A 23,855-nucleotide genomic window follows, 5' to 3' on the forward strand; every position below is an offset into this window, starting at 1 on the left:
TTTATTTCCTCCCTATCATTTTTTCGGTGATACTGAAACGCGATGAGCTGGTACATCTAGTAGCCTTATCACAGCTTCTTTTACCATTGCTTTTATTTGTATATTATCCACTCCCTTTGCTACGACAAGAACACCTCGTACTTTCGGTTTCTCTGTTCGCAAAACAATTGGAGTTTCTTTATCACCTTCACGTATAATGACGGTCTTTTCATCAAGAGACTCGTCTTCTACTTCCCTTTTACCGCCTGCTTTATCAGTTTCACCTGTCGTTTGTGAACGTGTTATCGTATTTTTCTCGAGTATTTTTTCTTCAGATGAATCTAAGTTCACTTTAATAGTTACGTCTTTTACTCCGGCTATCTCTTCTAAAGAAGCTTTCAATTCTTGTTCATACGCTTTTTCATATTTTTCTACATTTGACATACTATCGTTACTTTTTTGCCCGAAAGTTGGTACGTCTTTTTCTTGATTTTGAGTTTTTTGTTCTTTAAATACAGGTACTTCTTCTTTTTTACCCGCAAAGAAATTACTAGAAAACATAAGCAAAATCCCAAGTATGAGTAGGACAAGTAAAAACTTAGGTGTTACCTTTTTCCCCTTCTCATTGCTTTCTTTTTCATCCCCATTCAATAAGTTTCGAAAAAATGAGAACTTCGAATTTTTATCTTTATTGTCCATTTACTCTACCTGTCCCCCTTCCATTTGAACTTGGATTTGTTTACCCTCTAGTTGCCACCTGCTTGAAAAGAAATCTTTCATTTCTACATTCGTTTCTTTTATTTTTTTTGGAGGCTCTTTCGTGTTAATTTCAATTGGCTTTACTGTTTCGATTGCGTCATTTTTACTACGTTCTGTTTCTTTCAGCGTCACAACAACAGATTGAATATCTTTCGCTGATTTTACTTCTTCTGCACTTTCCGCTGCGACTATTTGTATTTCAGAGACTGTCATACCATACTTTTTCTCAAACTCTTTTCCTACTTCTTTTTTCATTTTGGTAGCCATCTCTTCTAAACTATATGCACGTGTTAGAGCTTGTATTTCTTTTTTCTTCGAATCTATCGAATTTTTTACAGATCCTTCTGCTACGTACTTTTCTTCATTGAAATTTGCAATAACTTCATTTACATCTGTTTGTAACAACTTAAATAGAGGCGTTAAAATTAATACGACTAACAATAGACTTACAACGAATTTAACGTACTTTTGCAAATTTGAATTTGGAAGAATAAGATGAAGCATTGTCGCTAAGAGTAAAAAAACGATAATATTTCTAATCCACTCTGTAACAAATTGCACACCCTTCACCTCCTACCGCATCATGAGAGTAATGTTCCCGGCAGCAATAATAATTGTGATACTTAAAAAGAACATAAATGATACGATAGCTAAGCAAGCAAATACGTAAATGATGCTCCGTCCAATGATATCTAAACATTGAATAATTGCTCCTCCGCCAACTGGTTGCAATACTGCTGCTGCGAATTTATAAATAAACGCGATACAAAAAATTTGAATCGCCGGGAAAGCGACAATTAAGCATAAAATAACAAGCCCAATAATTCCGACCGTGTTTTTTAATAAGCCAGATGCACTAATAACAGTATCCGCCGCCTCAGTAAACATCCTTCCTACTACAGGAATGAAGTTTCCTGTTACAAATTTAGCCGTTTTCACAGCTATACCATCAGCAACGGCTGATGCTGTTCCCTGTACAGATAATACGCCTAAAAAAATCGTCAAAAAGATACCAATAATCCCTACACTAACGTTTTGCAAAAGCTTGGACAATTTCGTAACTTTATATTGATCACTCATCGTACTTACAATACTTAATATAGTTGCAAGTAATAAAAGTGGTAGAACGATATAATTCATAAGAAGCCCACTCGTATTCATTAAGAAAATGATGATTGGATGGAAAAATGCTACAGACACGACACCGCCACCAGTCGCTATGAGTGCAAGTAAAATTGGTAATAATGCTAGTATGAAATCTACCATTGTTTGTATCGTCTCTCTTGCATATGTCATAACAACATAAAAACTATTTAAGGCGAAAATAATAAGTACCATGTATACGACTGCATCAGCAATTTTACTTACGCTACTCTTTGAAAAAGCAGATTGCAGTGATTGTAACAATGCACTAAAAATTGTGAGCATAATGAGCGTTCCAAGTAATTTTCCATTTGCAACGAGCTCGTGAAATAAATATTTTAATAACCCTAGCATCCACTCTTTTATGGAGAATTCTTTCTCTCCCTTTACAAACTCCATAAAGCTTCCTTTTTGACTCTCTGGTAAATAACCCCCATATTTTGTAACAAGCCCGTCCCAAAATTGCTTCACATCTTCAATTCCGAGCTTATCCAATTGTTGATCCATGACGTTTGTTTCTATAGGAGAAGCTTGTACAACAATCGGTAAAGAAAAGAAAAGGAAGCAAGCAAACAGCAGCTTAGCTCCGAACTTCCTCAACATGCACTCCCCCTTATCCCGTAGGTAAAAATCCGAGAATGGTTTCAATTACAACCGTCAAAATAGGAATCGCCATAACGAGAATTAAGATTTTCCCAGCTAATTCAATTTTCGAAGCGATTGCGCTTTGACCAGCATCTTTTGTTATTTGCGCTCCAAACTCAGCGATATAAGCAATCCCAATAATTTTCAATAACGTTTCTACATATACGTTACTAACTTTCGCTTCACTCGCCACTCTCTCAATCATTTGTAAAATAGAGTGGATTTGATCAATTAACAGAAGAAACATCATGCTACCAATGAACACAATAAATAACGATGTAATACTAGATTTATGCTGGTTCAAAACAGCGGCTAAAAATGTAGCAACGAGGCCTAATCCGACAATTTGTATAATTTCGATTCGAACCGCCTCCTTTATTGGAAGAGAAAGACACTTTTAATCTTGTCGAACAGAGTATTAATTAAAAATGCAACATGAAATAAAATAACAACGAAACCGACAAGGATAACCCAATTTGCAATATCCTCACGCTTTAATTCTTTTAGTACGGTATGAATGAAAGCTAAAACAATGCCGATTCCGGCGATTTGAAATATTAATCCAACATCAATGGACATCGCCTTTCTCCCCCCTATAGCAGTAAAATTACGATAAGTAGCCCTGCTAGTACCCCTAAACTCTTTATCATTTTTTCATATTGTAGTTGTAATGCTTTCGCTTCTCCTTCTTCTCTCTCCAAATGTGTAATACATAAGCGAATATGTTTTTGCTGTGATTCACGATCATGTTGTCCAAGTGTTTCACCAAATTGTTGCAGTATTTCATACTCGGTTTGTTTAAACGCCGTTAACGTCCAGTTCTCCTTCAAACTATCAATCCAAGCTTCTCTAACTGTTTGCTCCCCGCTCTCTAGCCGTTTTGAAAAGCTTTGAAATATCCAATTTAATGGCTTTGGCATTTGTTTGACTAAACGCTCTGCAGCCTCAGATAACGGCGTGTGTCCATACATAATTTCAGCTTCTAATGATTGCAATGCTGCCTTCAATAACCTAAGTTGCCGCGGTCTCTCACTGTACCTTTTAGCGTATGAAAATCCGAAAAACGTGCTAACAGCAACTATTAATACCGCACCAAATATTTTCACCATACGCCTTGAGCCTTTCTATGGGGTAATACTGGTTTTCCATCTCTATCTTTCACTTGCATAACTGTTCCTGGCCCTCTCGCTTTTGATAATTCTACAAACCTATCAAATACACCAAGTTCCAGCACCGCCTGCAGCGATGGACGTTTCACAACATCATCATAAGAAAATCCGTGTGCACTTATAAAAAGCTGAACGCCAGCATGCACCGCCTCCATAATCGCTTCACTATCTTCTTTACGTCCAATTTCATCTACGATTAATATGTCTGGACTCATAGAACGAATCATCATCATCATTCCTTCAGCTTTTGGACAAGCATCTAATACATCTACTCGCGTGCCAAAGTCATATTGCGGGATCCCTTTCACACAGCCCGCGATTTCTGATCGTTCATCCACAATTCCCACTTTACATGAAGGAATTTTTGAAGCACTCACACCTTGACTCATACAGCGTGCTACATCTCTTAAAAGTGTTGTTTTCCCCGTTTGCGGTGGGCCAATTACCATCGTGTTTAACCATCGTGATCCATAAAGATATGGCAGAAGCGGCTCAGCAATCCCTATTTTTTGACGGGCAATACGGATATTAAAAGAAGAGACATCCCGAATCATTTTCACCGCACTTTTTTCTGTAATGACTTTTCCGGCTAGGCCAATTCTATGTCCTCCTCGTAGTGTCACATATCCACGTTTCAATTCCTCTTCCATCGTATAAATCGAAAATTGACTTAATTTATTCAATAAGTAGAGTGCATCTTCCGCTGTAGCAATATAGTCATAAAAAAACACTTCTCCATGCGCGATACACTCTAGTGGCCTTCCAATTCGAACGCGAATTTCTTCTAGAGCATCGTATTGCTTACAACCTTCAACTAACTGTTTCATCGTTTTCGGTAATACCTCTAATACTTCTTTCATAAGCTTCTCCCCACTATACCTGGCTTACTATTTCAACAACGCGATAAAAATGCAGCCAATTCCAAGCGCTAGAAAAAAGAGTTTCAGGAAAGAAATTTCACTTGCTACACTCGCTATGCCAATTGTCATTGTTAAAATTAATACGGTCGGTCCAACAAACGCCAACATACCATTTATAAACAATGCTTTTTTCGCATCATTCACGTAAAGCATAAGCAAAGCGGCGAATATTTCCGCGCTACCTGAAAACAACCGAAGTAACCCCATAACAAGCACGGATGTTTCCATTGCCGCTAGCCACTGTTTCATTCTCCCACCTTCTCCCATAACGGTTACTAGTGCCGTATGCTCAAAAAGAATATATTTGTACAACCATATGCAGAGGTTGTCTATTTCAGAAGTAAAAACATAATTTTTCTCTAACGTCTTTATTTAAATCTGAATATTCTTATTTTTTATGGTGTATTATGGTATATTTAATTTAAAAGGGGTATAAACGATGCGGCACGTTACTTTATTACCACTTGATTTACGCTATGCAAATGTGATTTTTGAGCTATCAAGTGAACCACACGTAAAAAATGCATTAGGAATACAGGTAGAAAAAGTCGAAGACACGAAGGCATTTCTTCTTTTTGCAATAGAAGAAGAGCGCCAAAAGAAGTCTTTATCGAGAGTGATTGTAAATGAAGAGAATGAAATAATTGGTCTCACCACACTTAAACATATTAATTACGAGAAGAAGCAATCTCATATCGGTAGTTGGCTTGGTTATCCGTATTGGGGAAAAGGTTATAACGAGGCTGCTAAAAAAGAAATTTTTAAAATCGCTTTTTTAGACTTACAACTTACATACGTATTCGCTGGTGCTAAAACGACTAACATTCGTTCGTTAAAAGCACAAGCGAAACTCCCTTACATTTCATTGCATGTAGAAAACGAATTTCCAGAAGAGCATGCTGCACTAGAGAAAGAAGTAAAGTCACCTTGCGCACTACATGTCATATCACGCAAGAATTTTTTAAATTGGCTAAATGTACAAAATGAGGGGGGAAAATATGAAAGCATTGAAAATTAGTATTACGATTGTAGTAGAATTAGCTATTATTTATCTTTTTTCAAAAATGGTTGGTTGGCCATTTATGGAGAGTTTTTTCCTTGGCAGCTTAGCAATATTTGCAATTACGTGGTTAATTATTATGAGTAACCATAGAAACAATATTACAGATCACGCAGTAAGTAAGACATTAACTGGCGTTGAGACTGGTGAAATAAAACCATTTCAAATCGTTTTCACTCCATATATCACGGGTACTCTTTCACTTGTCTTAGTTAGTTTTGTTATAACCGCAATTTACTATCTTCCCTACTTCCTATAAAAAAAGCACTCGTGATAATCACGAGTGCTTTTCTACTATGCGCGAGAAACGTATTTACCTTCACCAGTGTTGATGATAAGTATTTCGCCTTCGTTAATGAAGATTGGTACTTGTACAACAAGACCAGTTTCTAATGTAGCTGGTTTTGTTACGTTAGAAGCTGTGTCACCTTTAATACCAGGCTCTGTTTCTGAAACTTTTAATTCAACTGTGTTCGGAAGTTCAACACCAAGTACTTCATCTTGATATGTCATAATAGATACTTCCATGTTTTCTTTTAGGAATTTAAGTTCGCGCTCGATTTGGTTTTCGCCAAGTTCGATTTGCTCATAAGTTCCGTTATCCATAAATACGTGAGACTCACCACTCGCGTATAAGTATTGCATACGACGGTTTTCGATGTGTGCTTTTTCTACTTTTTCACCTGCACGGAATGTTTTCTCTTGAACAGATCCTGTGCGAAGGTTACGTAGTTTAGAGCGAACGAATGCAGCACCTTTACCTGGCTTTACGTGTTGGAAATCCATTACTTGCCAAAGGGCATTGTCCACTGAGATTGTTAAACCTGTACGAAAATCGTTTACTGAAATCATGTAAAAAAATCCTCCTGTGTATTACAAAATAATAAGTTCTTTTGGTGATTTCGTTATTACTTCATTACCTTCACTTGTTACAATGATATCATCTTCAATACGTACCCCGCCAACACCTGGAATATAAATACCTGGTTCTACTGTTACAGCCATACCTGGTTCAAGTACTGTATCAGAACGGAACGCTAAACCTGGTGCTTCATGGATTTCAAGACCGATTCCATGACCAGTAGAGTGTCCGAAGTATTCACCATATCCTTTTTCCGTTATGTAATCACGTGTTAATGCATCAGCCTCACGGCCCGTTAAACCAGCTTTAATACCGTTCACACCACGTAATTGTGCTTCTAAAACGATACTATAAATTTCTTTTAATTTATCAGATGGTTCACCGACTGCAATCGTACGAGTAATATCAGAGCAATATCCTTTGTAATAAGCGCCGAAGTCTAATGTAACGAAATCTCCTTTTTCTATCACTTTTTCAGATGCCACGCCGTGCGGTAATGCCGAACGAAGACCTGAAGCAACGATAATATCAAACGAAGAAGATGTTGCTCCTTGTTTTCTCATGAAAAATTCAAGTTCATTTGACACTTCAATTTCAGATACTCCCGGGCGAATGAATGATAGAATATGCTCAAAGGCAGCATCTGCAATCTGTGCAGCTTCCTTTAATATCTTAATCTCTGAATCAGTCTTTATCAAGCGTAACTTTTCTACAAGCCCAGAAGTTGGGATGAATTCAGCTTCGATCGCCTCATTATGCGTTACGTAAGAGCTATATGTAAGAGTATCTTGTTCAAAGCCTAGCTTTTGAATTCCAAGTTCTTTAACTTGTTTCGCAACTTCATCAAGAATTAATCCTGAATGCTGCACTATTTCGTATCCAACCGCTTGCTTACTAGCTTGCTCTACATAACGGAAATCCGTAATAAATTGAGCACGCTCTTTCGAAATAAGTACAACACCAGCTGTTCCTGTGAAATTCGCCATATATCTACGGCTATGTTCATTCGTTAATACGATACCGTCAATACCAGCCCCATCAAACGCACTTCTTAATCTCTCGATCTTTTCCATTACTTTATGCCTCCCTCAATTTCTCCATTAATGCAAATAACGCTAGCTTATAACCGTAAAAACCAAATCCAACAATTTGTCCCGCACAAACAGCCGCTGTCACAGATTCATGACGAAACGCCTCACGCTCGTGAATGTTAGAAATATGTACTTCAATAACTGGAATCGAAACACTTGCGATAGCATCCCGAATCGCGTAGCTATAATGCGTAAATGCACCCGGATTTAGAATGATTCCTTCATATATGTCATCAGCCTCATGAATAATATCAATAATAGCTCCTTCATGATTCGATTGAAAACATTCTAACTCCACTCCCATTTTCTCTGCTTCTTGTTTCATATCTGTTTCAAGCGTCGCTAACGTTCCTTTTCCGTATACATTTACTTCCCTAACGCCAAGGCGATTTAGGTTAGGACCGTTTACGAGGAGTAACTTTTTCATTTTCTTAAAACTCCTTAATATTAAAGAATGTCTATACGACATTTTAACATAGGAATCACTTATTTGAATAGTTTGTCTTCTCGAGCCCTTCTCCTCTATTTGTATTATTAGATTCGAATGCTACAGAATACGAAATAAAAACACCATATAATATAAAGATACATACTGTCGTTACAATTGTTTCTTTCGGTAAATGGAGTGCACTTTTAATAACAGGTGCCATTAGCCCCATCCCAAAAAATAATAACGCCCACCAAAACAAACCGTATAGTACGCCAGGTAATACTCCTTCAAACTTTTTAAAAAGAGCTTTATAGAGAAATGCCACTAAAATTGAAAGAAGTCCCATACAAACGATACCTAGTACATTTCCCCAAACCCCTTCTTTCCAATCTCCAAATGCAAACGGCAAAAGTAAATAGTTAGGGCCAGCTTCTGTAAATGAGAATATATGAAGGAAATACCATATACCTCCCCAAAATAAGCCACCAAACAAACCAATTTGTACAAAATTTCTTATTGTTGATTGTTCTTGATTCACATTGACACCTCCGCTCAATAGTATGCCCGAAACTATTTTGAAGCATGTTTAAATCCTGCAAAATTTGTCTATAAAAAGAATAAGAAATGTCCGACTCTCGTAACATTTTTCCTTGTCATCTGCCTGTATTTATCGATAAAATAAAGGAAACTCGGTGATTGTCTTATTTCAAGATGACAGAACCAAGTATGACAATTGCCTCTTTTTCTACATAAGAGAGAAACAAATACAGGTTGGTGTTAACATGGCAGAAGAGTCAAAACAAATATATGGCGGGCAGGCAGTCATAGAAGGAGTTATGTTTGGCGGTAGAGAATATACTGTTACAGCGGTTCGCCGTAAAGATAAATCAATTGAATTTTATCGTTTACCACGCGCTCGTAATAAAGCATTGTCTCTACTAAAGAAAATTCCATTTTTACGAGGTATTGCCGCTATTGTGGATGCAAGTGCGAATGGAGCGAAACATTTAAACTTTGCTTCAGAACGATTTGATGTCCACCCAGAAGAAGATGAACAATTTGCAAATAAAAAAGAAGAACAATCAAAATTAACGATGATACTAGGAGTTGCAGCAGTTGGCGTTTTATCGTTCATATTCGGTAAAGTAATTTTCACAGCAGTTCCTGCACTTTTAGCTGAATTAACGAGACCGATTTTCCCATCTCATACAGGGCAAATCATTGTCGAAAGTGTCATTAAGCTCATGCTATTATTGAGCTATATATACTTCATTTCTTTAACCCCACTTATTAAGCGGGTATTTCAGTACCACGGTGCGGAACATAAAGTAATCAATGCTTATGAAAATAATCTTCCACTGACTGTAGAAAATGTTCAAAAGCAAACTCGCCTCCATTATCGCTGTGGCAGTAGCTTTATTATATTTACGGTCATTATTGGAATGTTTGTCTATTTCCTCGTCCCTACAGATCCTCTTTGGGCAAGGGTAGTAAACCGAATTTTATTAATTCCAGTTGTTCTCGGTATTTCTTTTGAAGTATTACAATTTACCAATCGATTACGAGATGTCCCTGTTTTACGAGTACTTGGATATCCAGGATTATGGCTGCAACTATTAACAACGAAAGAACCAACAGATGATCAAGCGGAAGTTGCAATCGCATCGTTTGAAGAATTATTACGTTTAGAAAACAAATAATAATTATTTAAAAATGGTGTTCAACTCCTTTCCTCATCGTTAATATACTAATTTTAATATATGTTTTTAGGAGGTGTCCCTTATGAACGGTCGTTCGTTTACATTCGCTATATTTGTGCTTATTATCGGATTAGCAATATTCGGCCTTGTTTCATCTGTTATTACAAATCCCATGGGTGTATTAAGAAATATCGGGTACATGTTACTTGTTGTCGGTATCTTTTATTTGCTATACAAGATGTTTACAAATTCTAGTGGTTCTGCAAATTCGCAAAGCTCATATAAGCGCGCAGCGAAACAATCGAACCGCAAACACGGGAAACAAAATGTAGCACCCCTAAGCAATTCTTTCTTGAAACGAAGTGCTTCTGATGACAAGGGGAAAAAGGGTAATTCTCCATCGTTGAAAAGAAAAAGAAAACAATCTCATTTAACTGTCATTGAAGGTAAAAAAAACAAAAAGAAAGACCGTGCTTCCTTTTAGGAAATACGGTCTTTTTTTATCCCAGTTGGTACGGGGCTAATAATCAGTGGAAGATGAGAAAAAACCCTACTGATTAAAGTTTCACTTTATATGTTGAAACACTTCTTTCAAACTTTTTTCTTTCATACTTTCGATACGAAGGTGATGGTTTTCAAATTGCAAATTTCTTGTCACATCATTAGGCACGACGACACATTTTAATCCTGCTGCAACCGCTGCTTTCAATCCATTTAACGAATCTTCAAATACAACAGCTTCTGATGGTTCAATTCCTAATTCTTCTATCGCAACTTTATAAAGAGCTGGATCTGGTTTTACCTTCTCTACATCTTCCCTCGTTTTAATCACTTCAAAATAATCTCTAATTTGTAGCTCTTCTAAAAAACGAACGACCCACTCCCTAGATGAACTAGAAGCTAATGCGATTTTCAATCCAAGTTCTTTCGCTTCTTCTAAATATTCTTTTACCCCGTCACGCGCTTTTGGTATTTTCATTTTCTCTTTATGTAAAGTTGTTACTTTTTCCTTTAATGCATGCTCGTTAAATTTTTCTTTTAATTGCTCTTTTAAATATGCATAAAGCACTTCATCTGTCGTTCCAATACATTTTGCAAATTCCTCTAAAGGTAACTCGCCGCCGTATTCACGAACAGCATCTCTGAAAGAGTGAAACCATATTGTTTCTGTGTCCACAATTAATCCATCAAAATCAAAAATAATTGCTTTCATTATTCTCCCGTCCTTTTCGATTGAAATAAAAAAGGAAACGCCACACGTTCCCCTTAATTACTTTTCTCTTCATTTGCTTTTTGAACACCACGAAGTGTTTCTACTCGAACTTCATCTTGTTCAAAGTATTGTACTAAATCACCGATACGGTCAATTGATTCCCAACTTAAATGATGTTCAATTCCTTCTACATCATTATAAATTTTGCTTTCATCCACACCGATAATGCGCATAAACTGTTCTAACAATTCATGACGATATACGAGACGTTCTCCGATTTTTTTACCTTTTGATGTTAATACAAGCCCTCTATATTTTTCATAAATTAGATATTCGTCTTTGTCTAATTTTTGTACCATTTTTGTTACAGAGGATGGATGTACACTAAGCGCTTCAGCAATATCAGATACACGGGCATAACCCTTTTCATCAATCAACAAATAAATTTGTTCAATATAATCTTCCATACTAGGGGTAGGCATCGGTTTCCTCCATCCAATTTCATTTTGCTTATTCCGTACGAAGCAATCAATAAAATGATACACCAGAAAGAATAACGTGACAAGGTGGAAACGAGCCTAAATGTATAAAACAAAAAAGAATCCGTATTCACATACAAATTCCTCTTATGTAAAATATTGAATTTCTGCATCAGGAAAATACTCATATATATAACCTCTTATTGTTTCTTCCAATACTTCTGCATCATCCTTTTGATATACATATTTCCCAATGCCGTATCGTCCCCATTTATATTTCCGCTTCTCTTCATCCATTTCAAGTTTCGTATTTGGATAACGCTCTTGAATAACCTTTTTTGCCGGTTTCGTAAAGCGATGCTGAATTAATTCAAATGTTAAATTTGGTATCGCCATATCTTTTAATGCATTGTACAAGCGCTCAAATAATTCGCGGTATCCCTCTTCCCACCCTTCATGCATATAAATTGGAGCAACAATAAATCCAAGAGGATAACCAGCCTCCGCTACTTTACGAGCAGCCTCAATTCGTTCTTCAAATGGCGATGTCCCTGGTTCAAAATTTTTAATCACATAACGTGAATTAATGCTAAATCGAAAACGTGTTTTCCCATTATGCTTTGCATCTAATAAATGATCAACGTGCGAATATTTTGTAACGAAACGTAAACGTCCATGTTCACTTTCTCCGATAAACTCTATCGCCCGCTTTAATGCATGTGTTAAATGATCAATTCCAACGATGTCTGATGTACACGCCGCTTCAAATCTTGTTATTTCAGGGGCCCTTTCATCCATATATTGCTTTGCCTTCTCAAATATTTCATCTAAATTCACATACACCCTTACGTAAGGTTTACTCCCAAGTGTCGTTTGCAAATAACAATAATGACAATGTCCCATACACCCTGTTGCAAGCGGGATCGCATATTCAGCTGACGGTTTTGACGTATCAAACTTTAACGTCTTCCTCACTCCAACGACAAGCGTCGCCTTTGCATTACGATACTTTTGCAAATCATTTTCGCCTGGCAAATTTCTAATTTGGTTGTGTGATGTCGTTTCACGAATTTCTAATCCCATCTTCGTAAACTTCTCATAAAGCTCTTTTCCAAGCGGATATTCGAGTGCCCTCGGTTCAAAGTAAACGAGTTTTGGCATAAATGGTTTCATGTGCTTCCCTCCTCTCGTTAGTATGGGAAACAAAGAAAAATTAACACACATTAAAGTTTTCCACTCTAGTAACTTGTAAAGCAAGTTACCAGATGTTATAATTTGGATAACAGCTACCTTGCAAGGCAAGTTACCTGAACAAAAGGTGGTGAAATCATGCACAGCCAAATGTTAAAAGGTGTACTAGAAGGCTGCATTCTATACATCATTTCACAAGAAGAAGTGTACGGATATGAACTAAGTACAAAATTAAATAAACACGGCTTTACATTCGTAAGTGAAGGAAGTATATACCCTTTATTGTTACGCATGCAAAAAGAGAAACTTATTGAAGGTACATTAAAGGCTTCCTCTCTTGGACCGAAGCGAAAATATTATCACGTAACCGATAAAGGATTAAAACAGCTTGAAGAATTTAAAAAAAGCTGGGGAATGGTTTCAACGACGGTAAACAACTTATTACAAGGGGAGTGATAGGGATGAAAGCGCAAGATATGATAGAACTAAACAACAGAAAACGCAAACTTCTAACATCTGAAAACGAAGCTGCTTATGGCGATATGCTAGTATATCTTCGGTTATCTAACGTACCTGAACATCAAGTAGAAGAACTACTATTAGAAATATTAGATCATCTCATCGAAGCACAAGCAGAAAATAAAAATGCTTATGACATCTTTGGTGATGACTTACAACCTTATTGTGATGAACTTATATCGGCTTTACCAGCTCCAACTAAGTTAGAAAAAATTTCTTTAATCGGCTTTGTTATTAGCTTACTTCTTGCTATACAGTTTGGAATAGATACCGTTGCTTCTCTTTTCATTTTTCTTTTTGAAAAGAATACAGAAAGATTAAGTCCACCTTTTAGTATTCCTGGGACTACTTTGTCTATTTCACTTATCGTACTAGGTATACTTTTCATTTTATATTTATTAAAACGCTATTCTTTTGATCAAAAGATGGATTGGAAAAGAAGAATTCTCTTTGGATTCGCGTTTGCTACTCCATTTTGTGCAGCTGTATTTTTAAATGTCTATTTTAAAAAACAACCTTATCTCATTTATCATCTAACATTTTGGCAAAACGCCTTAATTGCTATCCTATTCTTTATTTTATATAAATTACTATACAAAAAATCAAATTTTTAACAGCCTTTCAAAAGGCTGTTTTTCTTCTGTCTAATTTTACAAATTGAAAAATTTCATAAAGAAAATAAGAAAAATGCAAAATAATTAAAGTTAATTGTTGACGTGATGCTTTTATTATCGGTATCATAAATCTTCGTGAGCAATTATTTTTCGTTATACGATTTTTTTATTATTACTGAGTTTTTGAGAGGAGAAATTTGATGTCAGTTAAGAAGAAAACGCAAGTACGCACCGGCAAAATGGTACGTGAACTAATGTTAGCAGACGAAGATGTAAATGCTTCGCTAATTATGGTATATAGTGAAAACGGTGTAAACGCAGAAATTAAAATCGAGGGCTTAACGCCGAAATGTAACGAAGAATTATTTTTGAGCGGAAACGTGGATTGGAACAAGAGTGTTATTTATAAAATTGTTGATTTCACTGGGAACGCGGAAGTTGGTAAAGTTACATTAACAGCGATGAATAAAAACAATGTTTCTCTAGAAATTGAACGCGTTATGTGGAGCAAAGAAAATAAAGAAGCTGCTGAACAAGAAGAAACAGTTGTAGAAGCTACTCCGAACAAAGAAGTAGTTGTAGAAACTCCTAAAGCAGTTACACCCGCTCCTAAAACTGTTATGCGTGTAGAAACACCTGCTATAGCACCTAAGCCTACTCCGGTACCAACGCCGAAATCAGTAAGTGTTGAAGCAGCTGTAGAACTATCTACTCCAGCGCCTGTGAAAAAAGCAGTACCTACTCCAGTTACAAAGCAAGAGGCAGCACCGGTTACTCCTGCAAAACCGAAGCAACCTGCTTTGACTGAAACAAATACAAAACTACAAGAAAATTATGTTAAACTTGTGAAAAAGACAATTGAAGTTTGTCAAGATTACGAGCTTGGCATCGACATAGATGATTCTATTGAAGGATTAAAAAAAGAGCTACAAAGCCAAGGTATTAGCGTTACATTCGACAAAGAAATTATGGACGTTGTAAATCGCCTTCGTTCTTTACAAGATAAAGGAATCAAAGTAGAAAAAGTACTTAATTTACTATAAAAATAAGGAGATGGCGGTCGCCATCTCCTTATTTTTTATAATTCCATTCATTACTTTCATACTTCTCTTTTGCTAAAGTTTGAACTTCATGAAGCTGTTCTTCTGTTAGTTCATACGGCACAAGCTCTATATCTAAACCTTTTTCAAATCCAGTTTCAAACGCTTTAATTAACTGTTCAATCGTAAATGTACGGTCTGTCAATTCATTAATCGCTACCGCTTTAGAAGAAAACATGTTTTTCATACGCTCTTTTACACGTTCATTCGGGAATAAAAATAGATCGTATAACTCATCTAAATCTATTTCTAACGGAATAGAACCGTGCTGTAAGATAACACCTTTTTGACGTGTTTGAGCACTACCTGCGATTTTTCTTCCTTCAACTACAATTTCATACCAAGATGGTGCATCAAAACATACTCCTGAACGCGGATTTTTTAAATTCTCACGATCCGCTTCTGTTTTTGGAACTGCATAATACGCTTCTAATCCTAATGCCTTAAAACCGTCTAATAAGCCTTGCGAAATAACGCGGTATGCTTCTGTAACTGTTTTTGGCATATTCGGATGATCTTCAGACACAATAACACTGTACGTTAATTCTTTGTCATGTAGTACACCCCTGCCGCCTGTTTGACGACGAACGAATCCATATTTCTTTTCGTTAACTACATCCATATTTATATCTTTTTCAACACGCTGGAAATACCCGACTGTTAATGTTGGTACTTCCCATTCATAAAAACGAATTGTTGGTGGCATTTTCTTTTCACTTTGCCAATTTAATAAACATTCATCTAACGCCATATTAAACGCTGGTGAACATTGACCAGAGTTAATATAACACCATTTTTCTTTTCCCATCCTACACCTCATATAACCAATTATTTTTCACATTCTCTAGTCTACCAAATTCGACAAAATTTGTGAAAGAATACGAAATTTCTTCTTATATACAAATGAATCTGTTGCATAAATACATATGGGCATTATAATATTGAAAGTAGGATAAGAAAAAAGGGAGCGATAGAATCGTGTCAACAAACTTGATTATTATACTAGCCGCAATTGCAGCATTCATCGGCTACACTGTATGGATGTATTTCTATCAGAAAAAATTAATTAAAACACTTTCAGAAGAAGAATTTCGCGCTGGCTACCGTAAAGCACAGCTTATCGATATTCGCGAAGCAGATGAATTTAACGCGGGACATATTTTAGGTGCGCGTAACATTCCATTATCACAAATTCGCCTTCGCTACAAAGAACTTCGCCAAGATCAACCTGTTTATTTATATTGCCAAAGCGGATTCCGTACAGGTCGTGCAGCTCAATACTTAAAAAAACAAGGCTACAAAGATTTCTACCAATTAAAAGGTGGATTTAAATCTTGGTCAGGCAAAATTAAAAAGAAATAACATACAAAAAACTAGCTGCACAGTGCAGCTAGTTTTTTTATTCCATATTATTCGCAATGTACAGTAGATTTTGTTTAATCACATCTTCATCTTTCTCATCTACATTACGATATAATAGCTGATATTCAATCCCCTTCTCTTTCCATATAAGCGTAGCAAATTCGTCCCCTCGCTCGTAATCATCCTTATTTTTAAAATAAGCAGGTGCTCCATTATTCAATTTCATTTGTTCTTGAAATCGATTCTCTTCTACGAGGTATGGAAAACTATAAGAAAAGTTTGCCACTGTTAATTCTATATAGTCGTTCCTTCCTTTCTCTTGTTGCTTATATTTAATCGTTACGACAGAATTCTTCTTTCCCATCGTTCTTACCTCTCCCTTCACATCACTCGTAATGTCATAAGGTAAAAACGTTGGAACTTTAAACTTCGCCGGAAAATATTTCGGAAGTTCCTTTAGCGGAATGGGATCAGTAACACGGTCCTTAGCCCCTCCTGTTGTTCCTACAAATGTTTTTTCTTCTTGCATCGTTTGCTGAAATGAACATGAGCTAAGTATTACACTAGAAAACACGAAACAAATGATTCCTTTTTTCAATTTGTTTCCGCCCTTTCATACCGCTCTCTTAACGAGCGAAGCGTTTATACTCTCTTCTATTCGCCTCGTTATCAAACGCCTCCTTCGAAAACTTTCCACGTTATTCCCACACATTTTGACAAAAATTATTTGTAGACATACAAAAAAGACCCCGCTACTCTTACGCCCAAATAAAAAGGTTACGCGAATAACAAAAGTCATGTTTATAACATAGGTTGTGAAAAGCTTTTCAGGTCAAGTTTTTTTCATTCTTATTATTTTCCCCTTATAATTAAGTAAAGAGGTGATACATATGGCCAATATAAAACAGATTGCAAAAACTGCTGGTGTATCCATATCAACGGTTTCCCGTGTCCTTAATAATCATCCTTACGTAAAAGAAGAAAAACGTAAGCGTGTTCTAGATGCAGTTGAAGAATTGAACTATGCAAAAAATATTAATGCTGTCCATTTAATAAGAGGCAAAACATATACAATTGGTGTTATGCTGCCTTTCATTAATCTCCCGTACTTTAGTACTATTATTGAAGGAATCGGAAACGAAGCATTATTAGCTGGATATCATATTAATTTATGCCAAACGAATTACGATAGTATTGAAGAAATTCGCGTTCTTGAAATGATGAAAATGAAACAATTTGACGGGATGATTATCTGCTCTCGAACGAATTCATGGGAACAAATTGAACCGTTCGCAAAATTTGCCCCCATTATTTCATGTGAAAAAATGAAACATCCCCTCATTTCATCTGTCTTTGTAGATCATTATGAAGGATTCCGTCTCGGTACTTCCTATTTACTCAGTAAAGGTCATGAAAAAATCGGCATTTGTTTAGCAAGAAAAACAAGTGTTAATTCAATCGAGCGTGAAAAAGCTTTCGCCGATACTCTTCGTCACGAAGGAAAAACAGTGCACCCTGATTGGATTTTTCATCAATGTTATACGATGCAGGACGGGGCAAAAATACTTCATCGTATTTTAAACATGAAAAATCGTCCAACCGCTATTTTTACAGCGAACGATCAAGTAGCTGCTGGTTTATTAACAGAGGCAAGAAAACATGGCATTCGCATACCTGAAGACCTTGCTATCCTTGGATTTGATAACCATGAAATTTCAAAAGCATTAGAAATTTCAACTATTGAACATCCCGGTCTTACGATGGGATCTCGTGCTTTTTCTTTATTCCATAATCAAATGCAAAGTGAGAAAATTATTGGAAGCGCAGAAGAACTGTCATTCCATTTAATTGAGCGAAAAACGATTTAAAAAGGAGCGTTAACTATAGCGCTCTTTTTTAAGCTCTTCACCTATTGACTTTATATTTTTCATCTCATATAATAAACCTAACGAACGGTAGGTAGGGGATGAAAATGACAGCAAACCGCATTAAAGCTGTAGCACTTTCTCATTTCGCACGCTACGGCTATGAAGGAACTTCATTAGCAAATATTGCTCAAGAAGTTGGGATTAAAAAACCATCGATTTACGCACACTTTAAAGGAAAAGAAGAGCTATATTTTACATGCTTAGAATCAGCTCTTCAAAAAGATTTGCAGAGCTTCACAGACGATATCGAAAACTTTTCAAATTCGTCCACTGAAGAATTGCTCTTACATTTGTTAAAAGGCTATGCAAAACGATTTGGTGAAAGTGAAGAATCAATGTTTTGGTTACGAACTTCTTATTTTCCGCCGGATGCATTTCGCGAACAAATTATTGATAAAGCGAATACACACATCGAAAACGTCGGAAAACTTTTATTCCCTGTGTTTAAAAGAGCAAGCGAACAAGATGAACTGCATAACATTGAAATAAAAGACGCTTTAGAAGCTTTTCTATGCTTACTTGACGGTCTTATGGTTGAACTATTGTACGCAGGTTTAAATCGCTTTGAGACTCGTTTAGACGCTTCTTGGAAAGTATTTTGGCGCGGACTTTCAAACTGACGGATTGCTCCTTTGCAATGCGTCGTTTTTAAGCCCTTTACCTAACGACTGGTAGGAAGGAGAAATGACATATGGCATGGATTTATGTAATCTTAGCTGGTATTATTGAAATCTTTTGGGTGATTGGACTAAAACACGCGGAGACACCACTTGAGTGGATAGGTGTTGCTCTATTAATTACAATTAGTTTCGTCTTATTATTTAGAGCTTATAAAGATTTACCTGTCGGCACTGTATACGCAGTCTTTACAGGAATTGGAGCTGGCGGAATCGTTCTTACAGAGATTTTCATCTTCGGAGAGCCTTTCTCTATTGTAAAAGTTTTATTAATCGGTTTAATCTTCTTCGGAGTAATCGGCTTAAAACGAGTAACAGAAGAAAAAGAAGCGAAGGAGGCCGCATAAAATGGCTTGGGTATTTTTAATTCTAGCTGGTATTTGTGAAATTGTTGGTGTACTCTTTATGAAAGTAGCCACTGAAAAGAAAGGCTGGGCACCAAAGGTTATTTTAATCGCTAACTTCGGCGTAAGCTTCTTCTTCTTATCTCTTGCGATGGATACATTACCGATGGGAACTGCTTATGCGATTTGGACTGGAATCGGAACTGCTGGAAGTGCACTTCTAGGCATTCTTATTTTCCGCGAATCAGCAGATTGGCGCCGCCTTGCCTTCTTAAGCTGCATTCTATGCGGCGCTGTTGGCTTGAAACTATTAGGCTAACATGAGATGAATGTCATGTGGAAAGAAAAAAGGAAACAAATCTTAACATGGATCACACTCGGGATTATCACTCTATTGCAAATAAGTTTTCATATAATAGAATGGTTGTTTCATAAAGTATTATCCATTCTTACATTCCTTCCTAACATGGCACTTGAAATTGTATCTATCGCTTGGTCGATTATCGCCTCCATTACTATCGTGATTATATGGAGTATCGCCAAGCTATGGAATAAGTTATTTAGAAAGGACAGTTACTCTGAAAAAGAGTAGCTGTTCTTTTTTATATTCATCTAGACTTTCTATAGAAGTTTGAGGCGATAAGACAAAGCAGGCCAACTATGACAACACTTATACCAATCCCTTTATACAAACTAGGAAATAGCGGTGGTATATCTGAGTAAAAATTCGCTAATATGAGACCAATTGAAACTAAAAGTACTCCTATTCTATATAACCATTTTCTTTTTTTCATCATTCTCCCTCCTAACATTTTTCATACCCTCCTTTCTTTTGGACATACTACCTAAAAAAGGAGTGGATCATATGCAAAATTCTATACATAAGCAGATCCTATTTTTATTTTTCCTCTTTCTCATTTTCATCATCGTTTTCAGCTTTATATTACATACGCCGAAAGATGTGCCAAGTAGCGTTTCTATTTATAAACTATTGCTCTCGTATTGCCGTTATTGAAGAAGGTGCCTTTTATGAGGCACCTTTTTAAATTTTTGGACAAGAAAAAAAGACCAACATTTTCCTGTTGGTCTTTCGTATATGTATCACTTTTCAAAGCGATCTAACATTTCGTCTCTCATTCCGAAACTAACAACCGCAATTCCTACATACATAAAAAGAAGGAATGCCGGATGAACTGTATTGTACCAGCTGCTATCAACAATTAAATAAATCGTTAACGCCACAACAAGAACAAACGCTAAAATAAACATATAAAAGTGTCTTGTATTACCCATGATAAACTCCTCTCTTCTCACTTCACCATTCAACAGTATATTTTATCGAATAATTCGATATGACTCAAGGTTAACTTTCTGTTATGTAATCAAGTTCTACCTTTACAATGTCCTCACACGCTATTGAAATGATTGTTCCTTGTTTATCAATCGCTGTCACTTCTCTATTATCCATTACACGGTGCGCTACTCTTTCTAGTACTTTCCCTTGGTCTCTGTAACAAAATTCTTTTATATCTTTAATTGTTTCTCCATTTTCTAAATGGTATACCATTCTATAACATCGATATCCCATGCTTCCACCCCCACCTTGCTCGTTTTTTCACATATACATAAAAATGGGTAATTTCTACCTCATCACATCTTCTTAATTTCAATAAAATTCTAACAAAAATAAATACTTTTATCAAACCGACTTTTTCAACAAAACCACCTATAAAACTGCATCTTTACAACAATATGAAACAAAAAATAAAAATTTTTAACATTTTTTTCATTCTATCCGCACCAATGTTGCAAAAAAAAAAGAACCCGCATGTAGCGAGTTCTTTTTATTCCAATCACACTTGTACAGGTGCTAGCTTTTCATAACGTAAAACTGGTTTACGAGCAGCCAATGTTTCATCCAAACGTTTAATTACCGTTGTATGTGGCGCTTCTTGTACAACTTCTGGATTTTCTTCTACCTCTTTAGCAATTTGAATCATCTTATCAATGAAACCATCTAATGTTTCTTTTGATTCTGTTTCTGTTGGTTCAATCATAATACATTCTTCCACATTTAATGGGAAGTAAATTGTTGGTGGATGGTAACCGAAATCAAGCAGACGTTTTGCAATATCTAATGTACGTACACCAAGTTTCTTTTGACGACGACCTGATAATACAAATTCATGCTTACAATGTCTGTCGAACGGAAGATCATAGAATGGTGCTAATCTTCTCATCATATAGTTCGCATTTAATACAGCATACTCAGTTACTGCACGTAGTCCATCTGGACCCATAGAACGAATATATGTGTATGCACGAACGTTAATTCCAAAGTTACCATAGAATGGTTTCACACGCCCAATTGCTTCTGGACGATCATAGTTGAAGTGATAACCATTTTCCGTTTTCTCTAAAATCGGTTTTGGTAAGTACGGAATTAAATCAGCTTTCACACCTACTGGACCAGAACCTGGGCCACCGCCACCATGCGGACCTGTAAATGTTTTATGAAGGTTTAAATGCACAACGTCAAATCCCATATCTCCTGGGCGTGCTTGGCTTAATACCGCATTTAAGTTTGCACCATCATAGTATAATTTACCGCCTGCGTTATGGACGATTTCTGCCATTTCTAAAATATTTTCTTCGAATAGGCCTAATGTATTTGGATTTGTTAACATAAGTGCTGCTGTTTCTTCATTTACAACACGTTTTAAATCATCTAAGTCAACAAGACCATGTTCATTTGATTTTACCGTAATTGTTTCAAAACCAGCCACTGTTGCAGACGCCGGATTTGTTCCGTGAGCAGAGTCAGGAACAATTACTTTCGTACGGTTAAAATCACCATTTGCTTCATGGTATGCACGAATTAACATTAAACCTGTCCATTCTCCGTGTGCACCAGCTGCTGGTTGTAATGTAACAGTATCCATACCTGTAATTTCAATTAAATGCTCTTGTAAGTCGTACATTAATTCCATTGCACCTTGCACTGTCTTTTCATCTTGAAGTGGATGAATATTTGCAAAGCCTGCGAAACGAGCTACGTTTTCATTAATTTTCGGATTATATTTCATTGTACAAGATCCAAGTGGATAGAATCCAGAATCAACGCCGTGGTTACGGTTTGAAAGTGCTGTATAGTGGCGCATAATGTCAAGTTCAGATACTTCCGGTAGCTCTGCATCTTCTACTCGAATATAATCGCTCTCAAATACATCTTCTAGTTTCACTTCTTCTACATCTAATTTGGGTAAGCTGTATCCTACGCGTCCTTCTTTAGTCACTTCAAAAATAAGTGCTTGGTCTTGGTTCTTCATTGGATAGCCCCCATTTCGTTTACAAGTGTGTCAATTTCCTCTTTTGTACGAAGCTCAGTTACTGCTACAAGCATATGGTTTTCATGCTCTTTATAATCACGGCCTAGGTCGTAACCACCGATAATATTCTTTTGTATTAATACATCATTTATTTCTTTAACTGGACGTTTACAATCTACAACAAATTCATTAAAGAATGGTCCAGCGAACGTTACAGTGAAGCCTTTCGCTTCGAATTGACGTTTTGCATATTGTGCTTTAGAAATGTTTTGACGTGCCATTTCTTTCACACCTTGTTTTCCAAGTGCAGTCATTGCAACAGATGCTGCTAATGCATTTAACGCTTGGTTTGAACAAATATTAGATGTCGCTTTATCACGACGAATATGCTGTTCACGTGCTTGTAACGTTAATACAAATCCACGTTTACCATCTGAATCTACAGTTTGTCCAACAAGACGTCCTGGAATTTTACGCATAAATGCTTTCGTTGTTGCAAAGTAACCACAGTGCGGTCCACCAAACTGCGTTGGGATACCGAATGGTTGTGCATCACCGATTACAATATCAGCACCAAATTTTCCTGGTGGTGTTAATGCGCCTAATGATAATGGATTTGAAGAAACGATAAATAATGATTTTTGTTGATGAACGATTTTTTCGATATCAGCTAACTTTTCAACTTGCCCGAAGAAGTTTGGATATTGAACGATTACACAAGCAACTGTATCATCTACTTCACTTTGTAATACGTCTAAATCTGTTACACCGTCTTTATGATCAATTTCAACAACTTCAAGATTTTGACCTTTTGCATATGTTTCAAGTACCGCTCTTGATTCTGGATGAACTGCATTAGACACAAGAATTTTCTTTTTGCGTGTATGACCAGCTGCTAGCATTGCCGCTTCAGCTAAAGCTGTACCTCCGTCATACATAGAAGAGTTTGCTACGTCCATTCCTGTTAATTCACAAATCATTGTTTGGAATTCAAAAATTGCTTGTAATTCCCCTTGTGAAATTTCCGGTTGGTATGGTGTGTAAGCTGTATAAAATTCTGAACGAGAAATAACATGATCAACAATTACTGGAGCGTAATGATCGTATACACCAGCTCCTAAGAAAGAAGCGTATTCTTTTAAATTAGCATTTTTACTAGCCATTTGAGATAACTCTTTTAAAAGCTCTGGCTCTGATTTTGCTTCTTTAATTTTTAAATCCCCTTTAAAACGAACACTCTCTGGAATATCAGAGAATAATTCGTCGATCGTTTGAACGCCGATCGTTTGTAACATTTCTTTTTTGTCTTCTTCTGTCATTGGAAGATAACGATGCAACATG

The 23,855-nt window shown here is 36.4% G+C and carries 34 protein-coding genes and 1 pseudogene; 13 read left to right on the forward strand and 22 right to left on the reverse strand.

The window, feature by feature from the left end; genetic code table 11:
• Positions 1–15: 15 nt before the first annotated feature.
• From spoIIIAG to QUF93_RS22165, 8 genes and pseudogenes are all read right to left on the reverse strand, one after another.
• Positions 16–678, reverse strand: coding sequence for a stage III sporulation protein AG (gene spoIIIAG, locus QUF93_RS22130; RefSeq protein ID WP_289360204.1), 663 nt, complete (start codon positions 676–678; stop codon positions 16–18).
• Positions 668–1,299 (reverse strand): annotated as a pseudogene (gene spoIIIAF, locus QUF93_RS22135) (stage III sporulation protein AF). Before spoIIIAF ends, spoIIIAG begins: the two are co-directional and overlap by 11 nt.
• Positions 1,300–1,311: 12 nt before the next feature.
• Positions 1,312–2,484 carry a stage III sporulation protein AE gene (gene spoIIIAE / locus QUF93_RS22140; protein ID WP_289360205.1) on the reverse strand — a complete coding sequence of 391 codons (1,173 nt, stop codon included), beginning with the start codon at positions 2,482–2,484 and terminating at the stop codon, positions 1,312–1,314.
• A 10-nt stretch (positions 2,485–2,494) separates the two neighbouring features.
• Complete coding sequence (spoIIIAD, locus tag QUF93_RS22145) at positions 2,495–2,878, reverse strand: stage III sporulation protein AD (protein WP_079999168.1); 384 nt, start codon at positions 2,876–2,878, stop codon at positions 2,495–2,497.
• A gap of 23 nt (positions 2,879–2,901) precedes the next feature.
• Positions 2,902–3,105, reverse strand: a complete 204-nt coding sequence (gene spoIIIAC / locus QUF93_RS22150; RefSeq protein ID WP_000020914.1) for a stage III sporulation protein AC — start codon at positions 3,103–3,105, stop codon at positions 2,902–2,904.
• A gap of 14 nt (positions 3,106–3,119) precedes the next feature.
• Positions 3,120–3,635, reverse strand: coding sequence for a stage III sporulation protein SpoIIIAB (gene spoIIIAB / locus QUF93_RS22155; RefSeq protein WP_144504915.1), 516 nt, complete (start codon positions 3,633–3,635; stop codon positions 3,120–3,122).
• Positions 3,629–4,555: a stage III sporulation protein AA gene (gene spoIIIAA / locus QUF93_RS22160; protein WP_289360206.1), complete on the reverse strand. Its 927-nt coding sequence runs from the start codon at positions 4,553–4,555 to the stop codon at positions 3,629–3,631. Before spoIIIAA ends, spoIIIAB begins: the two co-directional genes overlap by 7 nt.
• A 27-nt stretch (positions 4,556–4,582) precedes the next feature.
• The gene (locus QUF93_RS22165; protein WP_000816054.1) at positions 4,583–4,864 is read right to left on the reverse strand and encodes a YqhV family protein; all 282 of its coding nucleotides are present in this window, start codon (positions 4,862–4,864) and stop codon (positions 4,583–4,585) included.
• 190 nt (positions 4,865–5,054) lie between these two features.
• Here QUF93_RS22165 and QUF93_RS22170 point away from each other — a divergent pair, with 190 nt between their 5' ends.
• On the forward strand, positions 5,055–5,633 hold the full coding sequence (locus QUF93_RS22170) for a GNAT family N-acetyltransferase (RefSeq protein WP_289360207.1): 579 nt from the start codon (positions 5,055–5,057) through the stop codon (positions 5,631–5,633).
• A complete protein-coding gene (locus QUF93_RS22175) occupies positions 5,614–5,934 on the forward strand; it encodes a hypothetical protein (protein ID WP_002122452.1) in 321 nt (106 codons plus the stop codon). Before QUF93_RS22170 ends, QUF93_RS22175 begins: the two co-directional genes overlap by 20 nt.
• A 35-nt stretch (positions 5,935–5,969) precedes the next feature.
• Here QUF93_RS22175 and efp read toward each other — a convergent pair whose 3' ends face one another.
• The 4 genes from efp to QUF93_RS22195 are packed head-to-tail and all read right to left on the reverse strand — an operon-like array spanning position 5,970 to position 8,596.
• A complete protein-coding gene (gene efp / locus QUF93_RS22180; protein ID WP_098089359.1) occupies positions 5,970–6,527 on the reverse strand; it encodes an elongation factor P in 558 nt (185 codons plus the stop codon).
• Between the two features lie 21 nt (positions 6,528–6,548).
• Complete coding sequence (gene pepQ, locus QUF93_RS22185; RefSeq protein WP_289360208.1) at positions 6,549–7,610, reverse strand: Xaa-Pro dipeptidase; 1,062 nt, start codon at positions 7,608–7,610, stop codon at positions 6,549–6,551.
• A gap of 4 nt (positions 7,611–7,614) precedes the next feature.
• The gene (gene aroQ / locus QUF93_RS22190) at positions 7,615–8,055 is read right to left on the reverse strand and encodes a type II 3-dehydroquinate dehydratase (protein ID WP_002122456.1); all 441 of its coding nucleotides are present in this window, start codon (positions 8,053–8,055) and stop codon (positions 7,615–7,617) included.
• Positions 8,056–8,110: 55 nt separating this feature from the next.
• A complete protein-coding gene (locus tag QUF93_RS22195; RefSeq protein ID WP_289360209.1) occupies positions 8,111–8,596 on the reverse strand; it encodes a YqhR family membrane protein in 486 nt (161 codons plus the stop codon).
• A gap of 244 nt (positions 8,597–8,840) precedes the next feature.
• Between QUF93_RS22195 and QUF93_RS22200 the strand changes: the two genes are divergently transcribed.
• Together QUF93_RS22200 and QUF93_RS22205 are read left to right on the forward strand one after the other, a co-directional pair.
• Positions 8,841–9,758, forward strand: a complete 918-nt coding sequence (locus tag QUF93_RS22200; RefSeq protein WP_289360210.1) for a DUF1385 domain-containing protein — start codon at positions 8,841–8,843, stop codon at positions 9,756–9,758.
• Between the two features lie 82 nt (positions 9,759–9,840).
• Positions 9,841–10,242, forward strand: a complete 402-nt coding sequence (locus QUF93_RS22205; protein WP_002122462.1) for an SA1362 family protein — start codon at positions 9,841–9,843, stop codon at positions 10,240–10,242.
• A gap of 81 nt (positions 10,243–10,323) precedes the next feature.
• Here the strand turns inward: QUF93_RS22205 and QUF93_RS22210 are convergent, their stop codons facing one another.
• The 3 genes from QUF93_RS22210 to splB form a co-directional block, all read right to left on the reverse strand.
• Positions 10,324–10,971, reverse strand: coding sequence for an HAD family hydrolase (locus tag QUF93_RS22210; RefSeq protein ID WP_289360211.1), 648 nt, complete (start codon positions 10,969–10,971; stop codon positions 10,324–10,326).
• Between the two features lie 53 nt (positions 10,972–11,024).
• The gene (gene mntR / locus QUF93_RS22215) at positions 11,025–11,453 is read right to left on the reverse strand and encodes a transcriptional regulator MntR (RefSeq protein ID WP_001143080.1); all 429 of its coding nucleotides are present in this window, start codon (positions 11,451–11,453) and stop codon (positions 11,025–11,027) included.
• 144 nt (positions 11,454–11,597) lie between these two features.
• Positions 11,598–12,623 carry a spore photoproduct lyase gene (splB, locus tag QUF93_RS22220; RefSeq protein WP_289360213.1) on the reverse strand — a complete coding sequence of 342 codons (1,026 nt, stop codon included), beginning with the start codon at positions 12,621–12,623 and terminating at the stop codon, positions 11,598–11,600.
• A 156-nt stretch (positions 12,624–12,779) separates the two neighbouring features.
• Here splB and QUF93_RS22225 point away from each other — a divergent pair, with 156 nt between their 5' ends.
• The 3 genes from QUF93_RS22225 to QUF93_RS22235 all read left to right on the forward strand — a co-directional run bounded on the left by QUF93_RS22225 (position 12,780) and on the right by QUF93_RS22235 (position 14,817).
• Positions 12,780–13,097 (forward strand): PadR family transcriptional regulator, encoded by a 318-nt coding sequence (locus tag QUF93_RS22225; RefSeq protein WP_289360214.1) that lies wholly within the window; start codon positions 12,780–12,782, stop codon positions 13,095–13,097.
• A gap of 5 nt (positions 13,098–13,102) precedes the next feature.
• Positions 13,103–13,774, forward strand: a complete 672-nt coding sequence (locus QUF93_RS22230) for a DUF1129 domain-containing protein (RefSeq protein WP_289360215.1) — start codon at positions 13,103–13,105, stop codon at positions 13,772–13,774.
• 200 nt (positions 13,775–13,974) lie between these two features.
• Entirely contained in the window at positions 13,975–14,817 is an 843-nt protein-coding gene (locus tag QUF93_RS22235; RefSeq protein ID WP_289360216.1) for a hypothetical protein, read from the forward strand.
• Positions 14,818–14,845: 28 nt separating this feature from the next.
• On the opposite strand, the gene QUF93_RS22240 is transcribed toward QUF93_RS22235, so the two are convergent.
• Positions 14,846–15,682: an octanoyltransferase LipM gene (locus tag QUF93_RS22240; RefSeq protein ID WP_002122474.1), complete on the reverse strand. Its 837-nt coding sequence runs from the start codon at positions 15,680–15,682 to the stop codon at positions 14,846–14,848.
• Positions 15,683–15,852: 170 nt separating this feature from the next.
• Between QUF93_RS22240 and QUF93_RS22245 the strand changes: the two genes are divergently transcribed.
• A complete protein-coding gene (locus QUF93_RS22245) occupies positions 15,853–16,236 on the forward strand; it encodes a rhodanese-like domain-containing protein (protein WP_002122476.1) in 384 nt (127 codons plus the stop codon).
• 37 nt (positions 16,237–16,273) lie between these two features.
• On the opposite strand, the gene QUF93_RS22250 is transcribed toward QUF93_RS22245, so the two are convergent.
• A complete protein-coding gene (locus tag QUF93_RS22250; protein WP_002122477.1) occupies positions 16,274–16,810 on the reverse strand; it encodes a hypothetical protein in 537 nt (178 codons plus the stop codon).
• A 316-nt stretch (positions 16,811–17,126) separates the two neighbouring features.
• On the opposite strand from QUF93_RS22250, the gene QUF93_RS22255 reads away from it, so the two are divergent.
• The 5 genes from QUF93_RS22255 (at position 17,127) to QUF93_RS22275 (ending at position 19,777) form a co-directional block, all read left to right on the forward strand.
• Positions 17,127–18,104 (forward strand): LacI family DNA-binding transcriptional regulator, encoded by a 978-nt coding sequence (locus tag QUF93_RS22255; protein WP_002122478.1) that lies wholly within the window; start codon positions 17,127–17,129, stop codon positions 18,102–18,104.
• A gap of 98 nt (positions 18,105–18,202) precedes the next feature.
• A complete protein-coding gene (locus QUF93_RS22260; protein WP_002122480.1) occupies positions 18,203–18,784 on the forward strand; it encodes a TetR/AcrR family transcriptional regulator in 582 nt (193 codons plus the stop codon).
• A gap of 71 nt (positions 18,785–18,855) precedes the next feature.
• Positions 18,856–19,188: a DMT family transporter gene (locus tag QUF93_RS22265; RefSeq protein WP_002122481.1), complete on the forward strand. Its 333-nt coding sequence runs from the start codon at positions 18,856–18,858 to the stop codon at positions 19,186–19,188.
• A 1-nt stretch (position 19,189) separates the two neighbouring features.
• Positions 19,190–19,504 (forward strand): DMT family transporter, encoded by a 315-nt coding sequence (locus QUF93_RS22270; RefSeq protein WP_002122482.1) that lies wholly within the window; start codon positions 19,190–19,192, stop codon positions 19,502–19,504.
• A gap of 15 nt (positions 19,505–19,519) precedes the next feature.
• Positions 19,520–19,777 carry a DUF3975 family protein gene (locus tag QUF93_RS22275; protein ID WP_289360217.1) on the forward strand — a complete coding sequence of 86 codons (258 nt, stop codon included), beginning with the start codon at positions 19,520–19,522 and terminating at the stop codon, positions 19,775–19,777.
• A 16-nt stretch (positions 19,778–19,793) separates the two neighbouring features.
• Here the strand turns inward: QUF93_RS22275 and QUF93_RS22280 are convergent, their stop codons facing one another.
• The 5 genes from QUF93_RS22280 to gcvPA all read right to left on the reverse strand — a co-directional run bounded on the left by QUF93_RS22280 (position 19,794) and on the right by gcvPA (position 23,854).
• Complete coding sequence (locus QUF93_RS22280; protein ID WP_289360218.1) at positions 19,794–19,979, reverse strand: hypothetical protein; 186 nt, start codon at positions 19,977–19,979, stop codon at positions 19,794–19,796.
• A 307-nt stretch (positions 19,980–20,286) separates the two neighbouring features.
• Complete coding sequence (locus tag QUF93_RS22285) at positions 20,287–20,478, reverse strand: hypothetical protein (RefSeq protein ID WP_002088608.1); 192 nt, start codon at positions 20,476–20,478, stop codon at positions 20,287–20,289.
• Positions 20,479–20,548: 70 nt separating this feature from the next.
• Positions 20,549–20,773: a DUF3929 domain-containing protein gene (locus QUF93_RS22290; protein ID WP_000542261.1), complete on the reverse strand. Its 225-nt coding sequence runs from the start codon at positions 20,771–20,773 to the stop codon at positions 20,549–20,551.
• A 265-nt stretch (positions 20,774–21,038) separates the two neighbouring features.
• Positions 21,039–22,514 (reverse strand): aminomethyl-transferring glycine dehydrogenase subunit 2, encoded by a 1,476-nt coding sequence (gcvPB, locus tag QUF93_RS22295; RefSeq protein WP_002122485.1) that lies wholly within the window; start codon positions 22,512–22,514, stop codon positions 21,039–21,041.
• Positions 22,511–23,854 carry an aminomethyl-transferring glycine dehydrogenase subunit 1 gene (gcvPA, locus tag QUF93_RS22300; protein ID WP_088059992.1) on the reverse strand — a complete coding sequence of 448 codons (1,344 nt, stop codon included), beginning with the start codon at positions 23,852–23,854 and terminating at the stop codon, positions 22,511–22,513. Before gcvPA ends, gcvPB begins: the two co-directional genes overlap by 4 nt.
• Position 23,855: the final 1 nt, after the last annotated feature.

Source organism: Bacillus hominis, from assembly GCF_030348325.1.
Taxonomy (GTDB): domain Bacteria; phylum Bacillota; class Bacilli; order Bacillales; family Bacillaceae_G; genus Bacillus_A; species Bacillus_A hominis.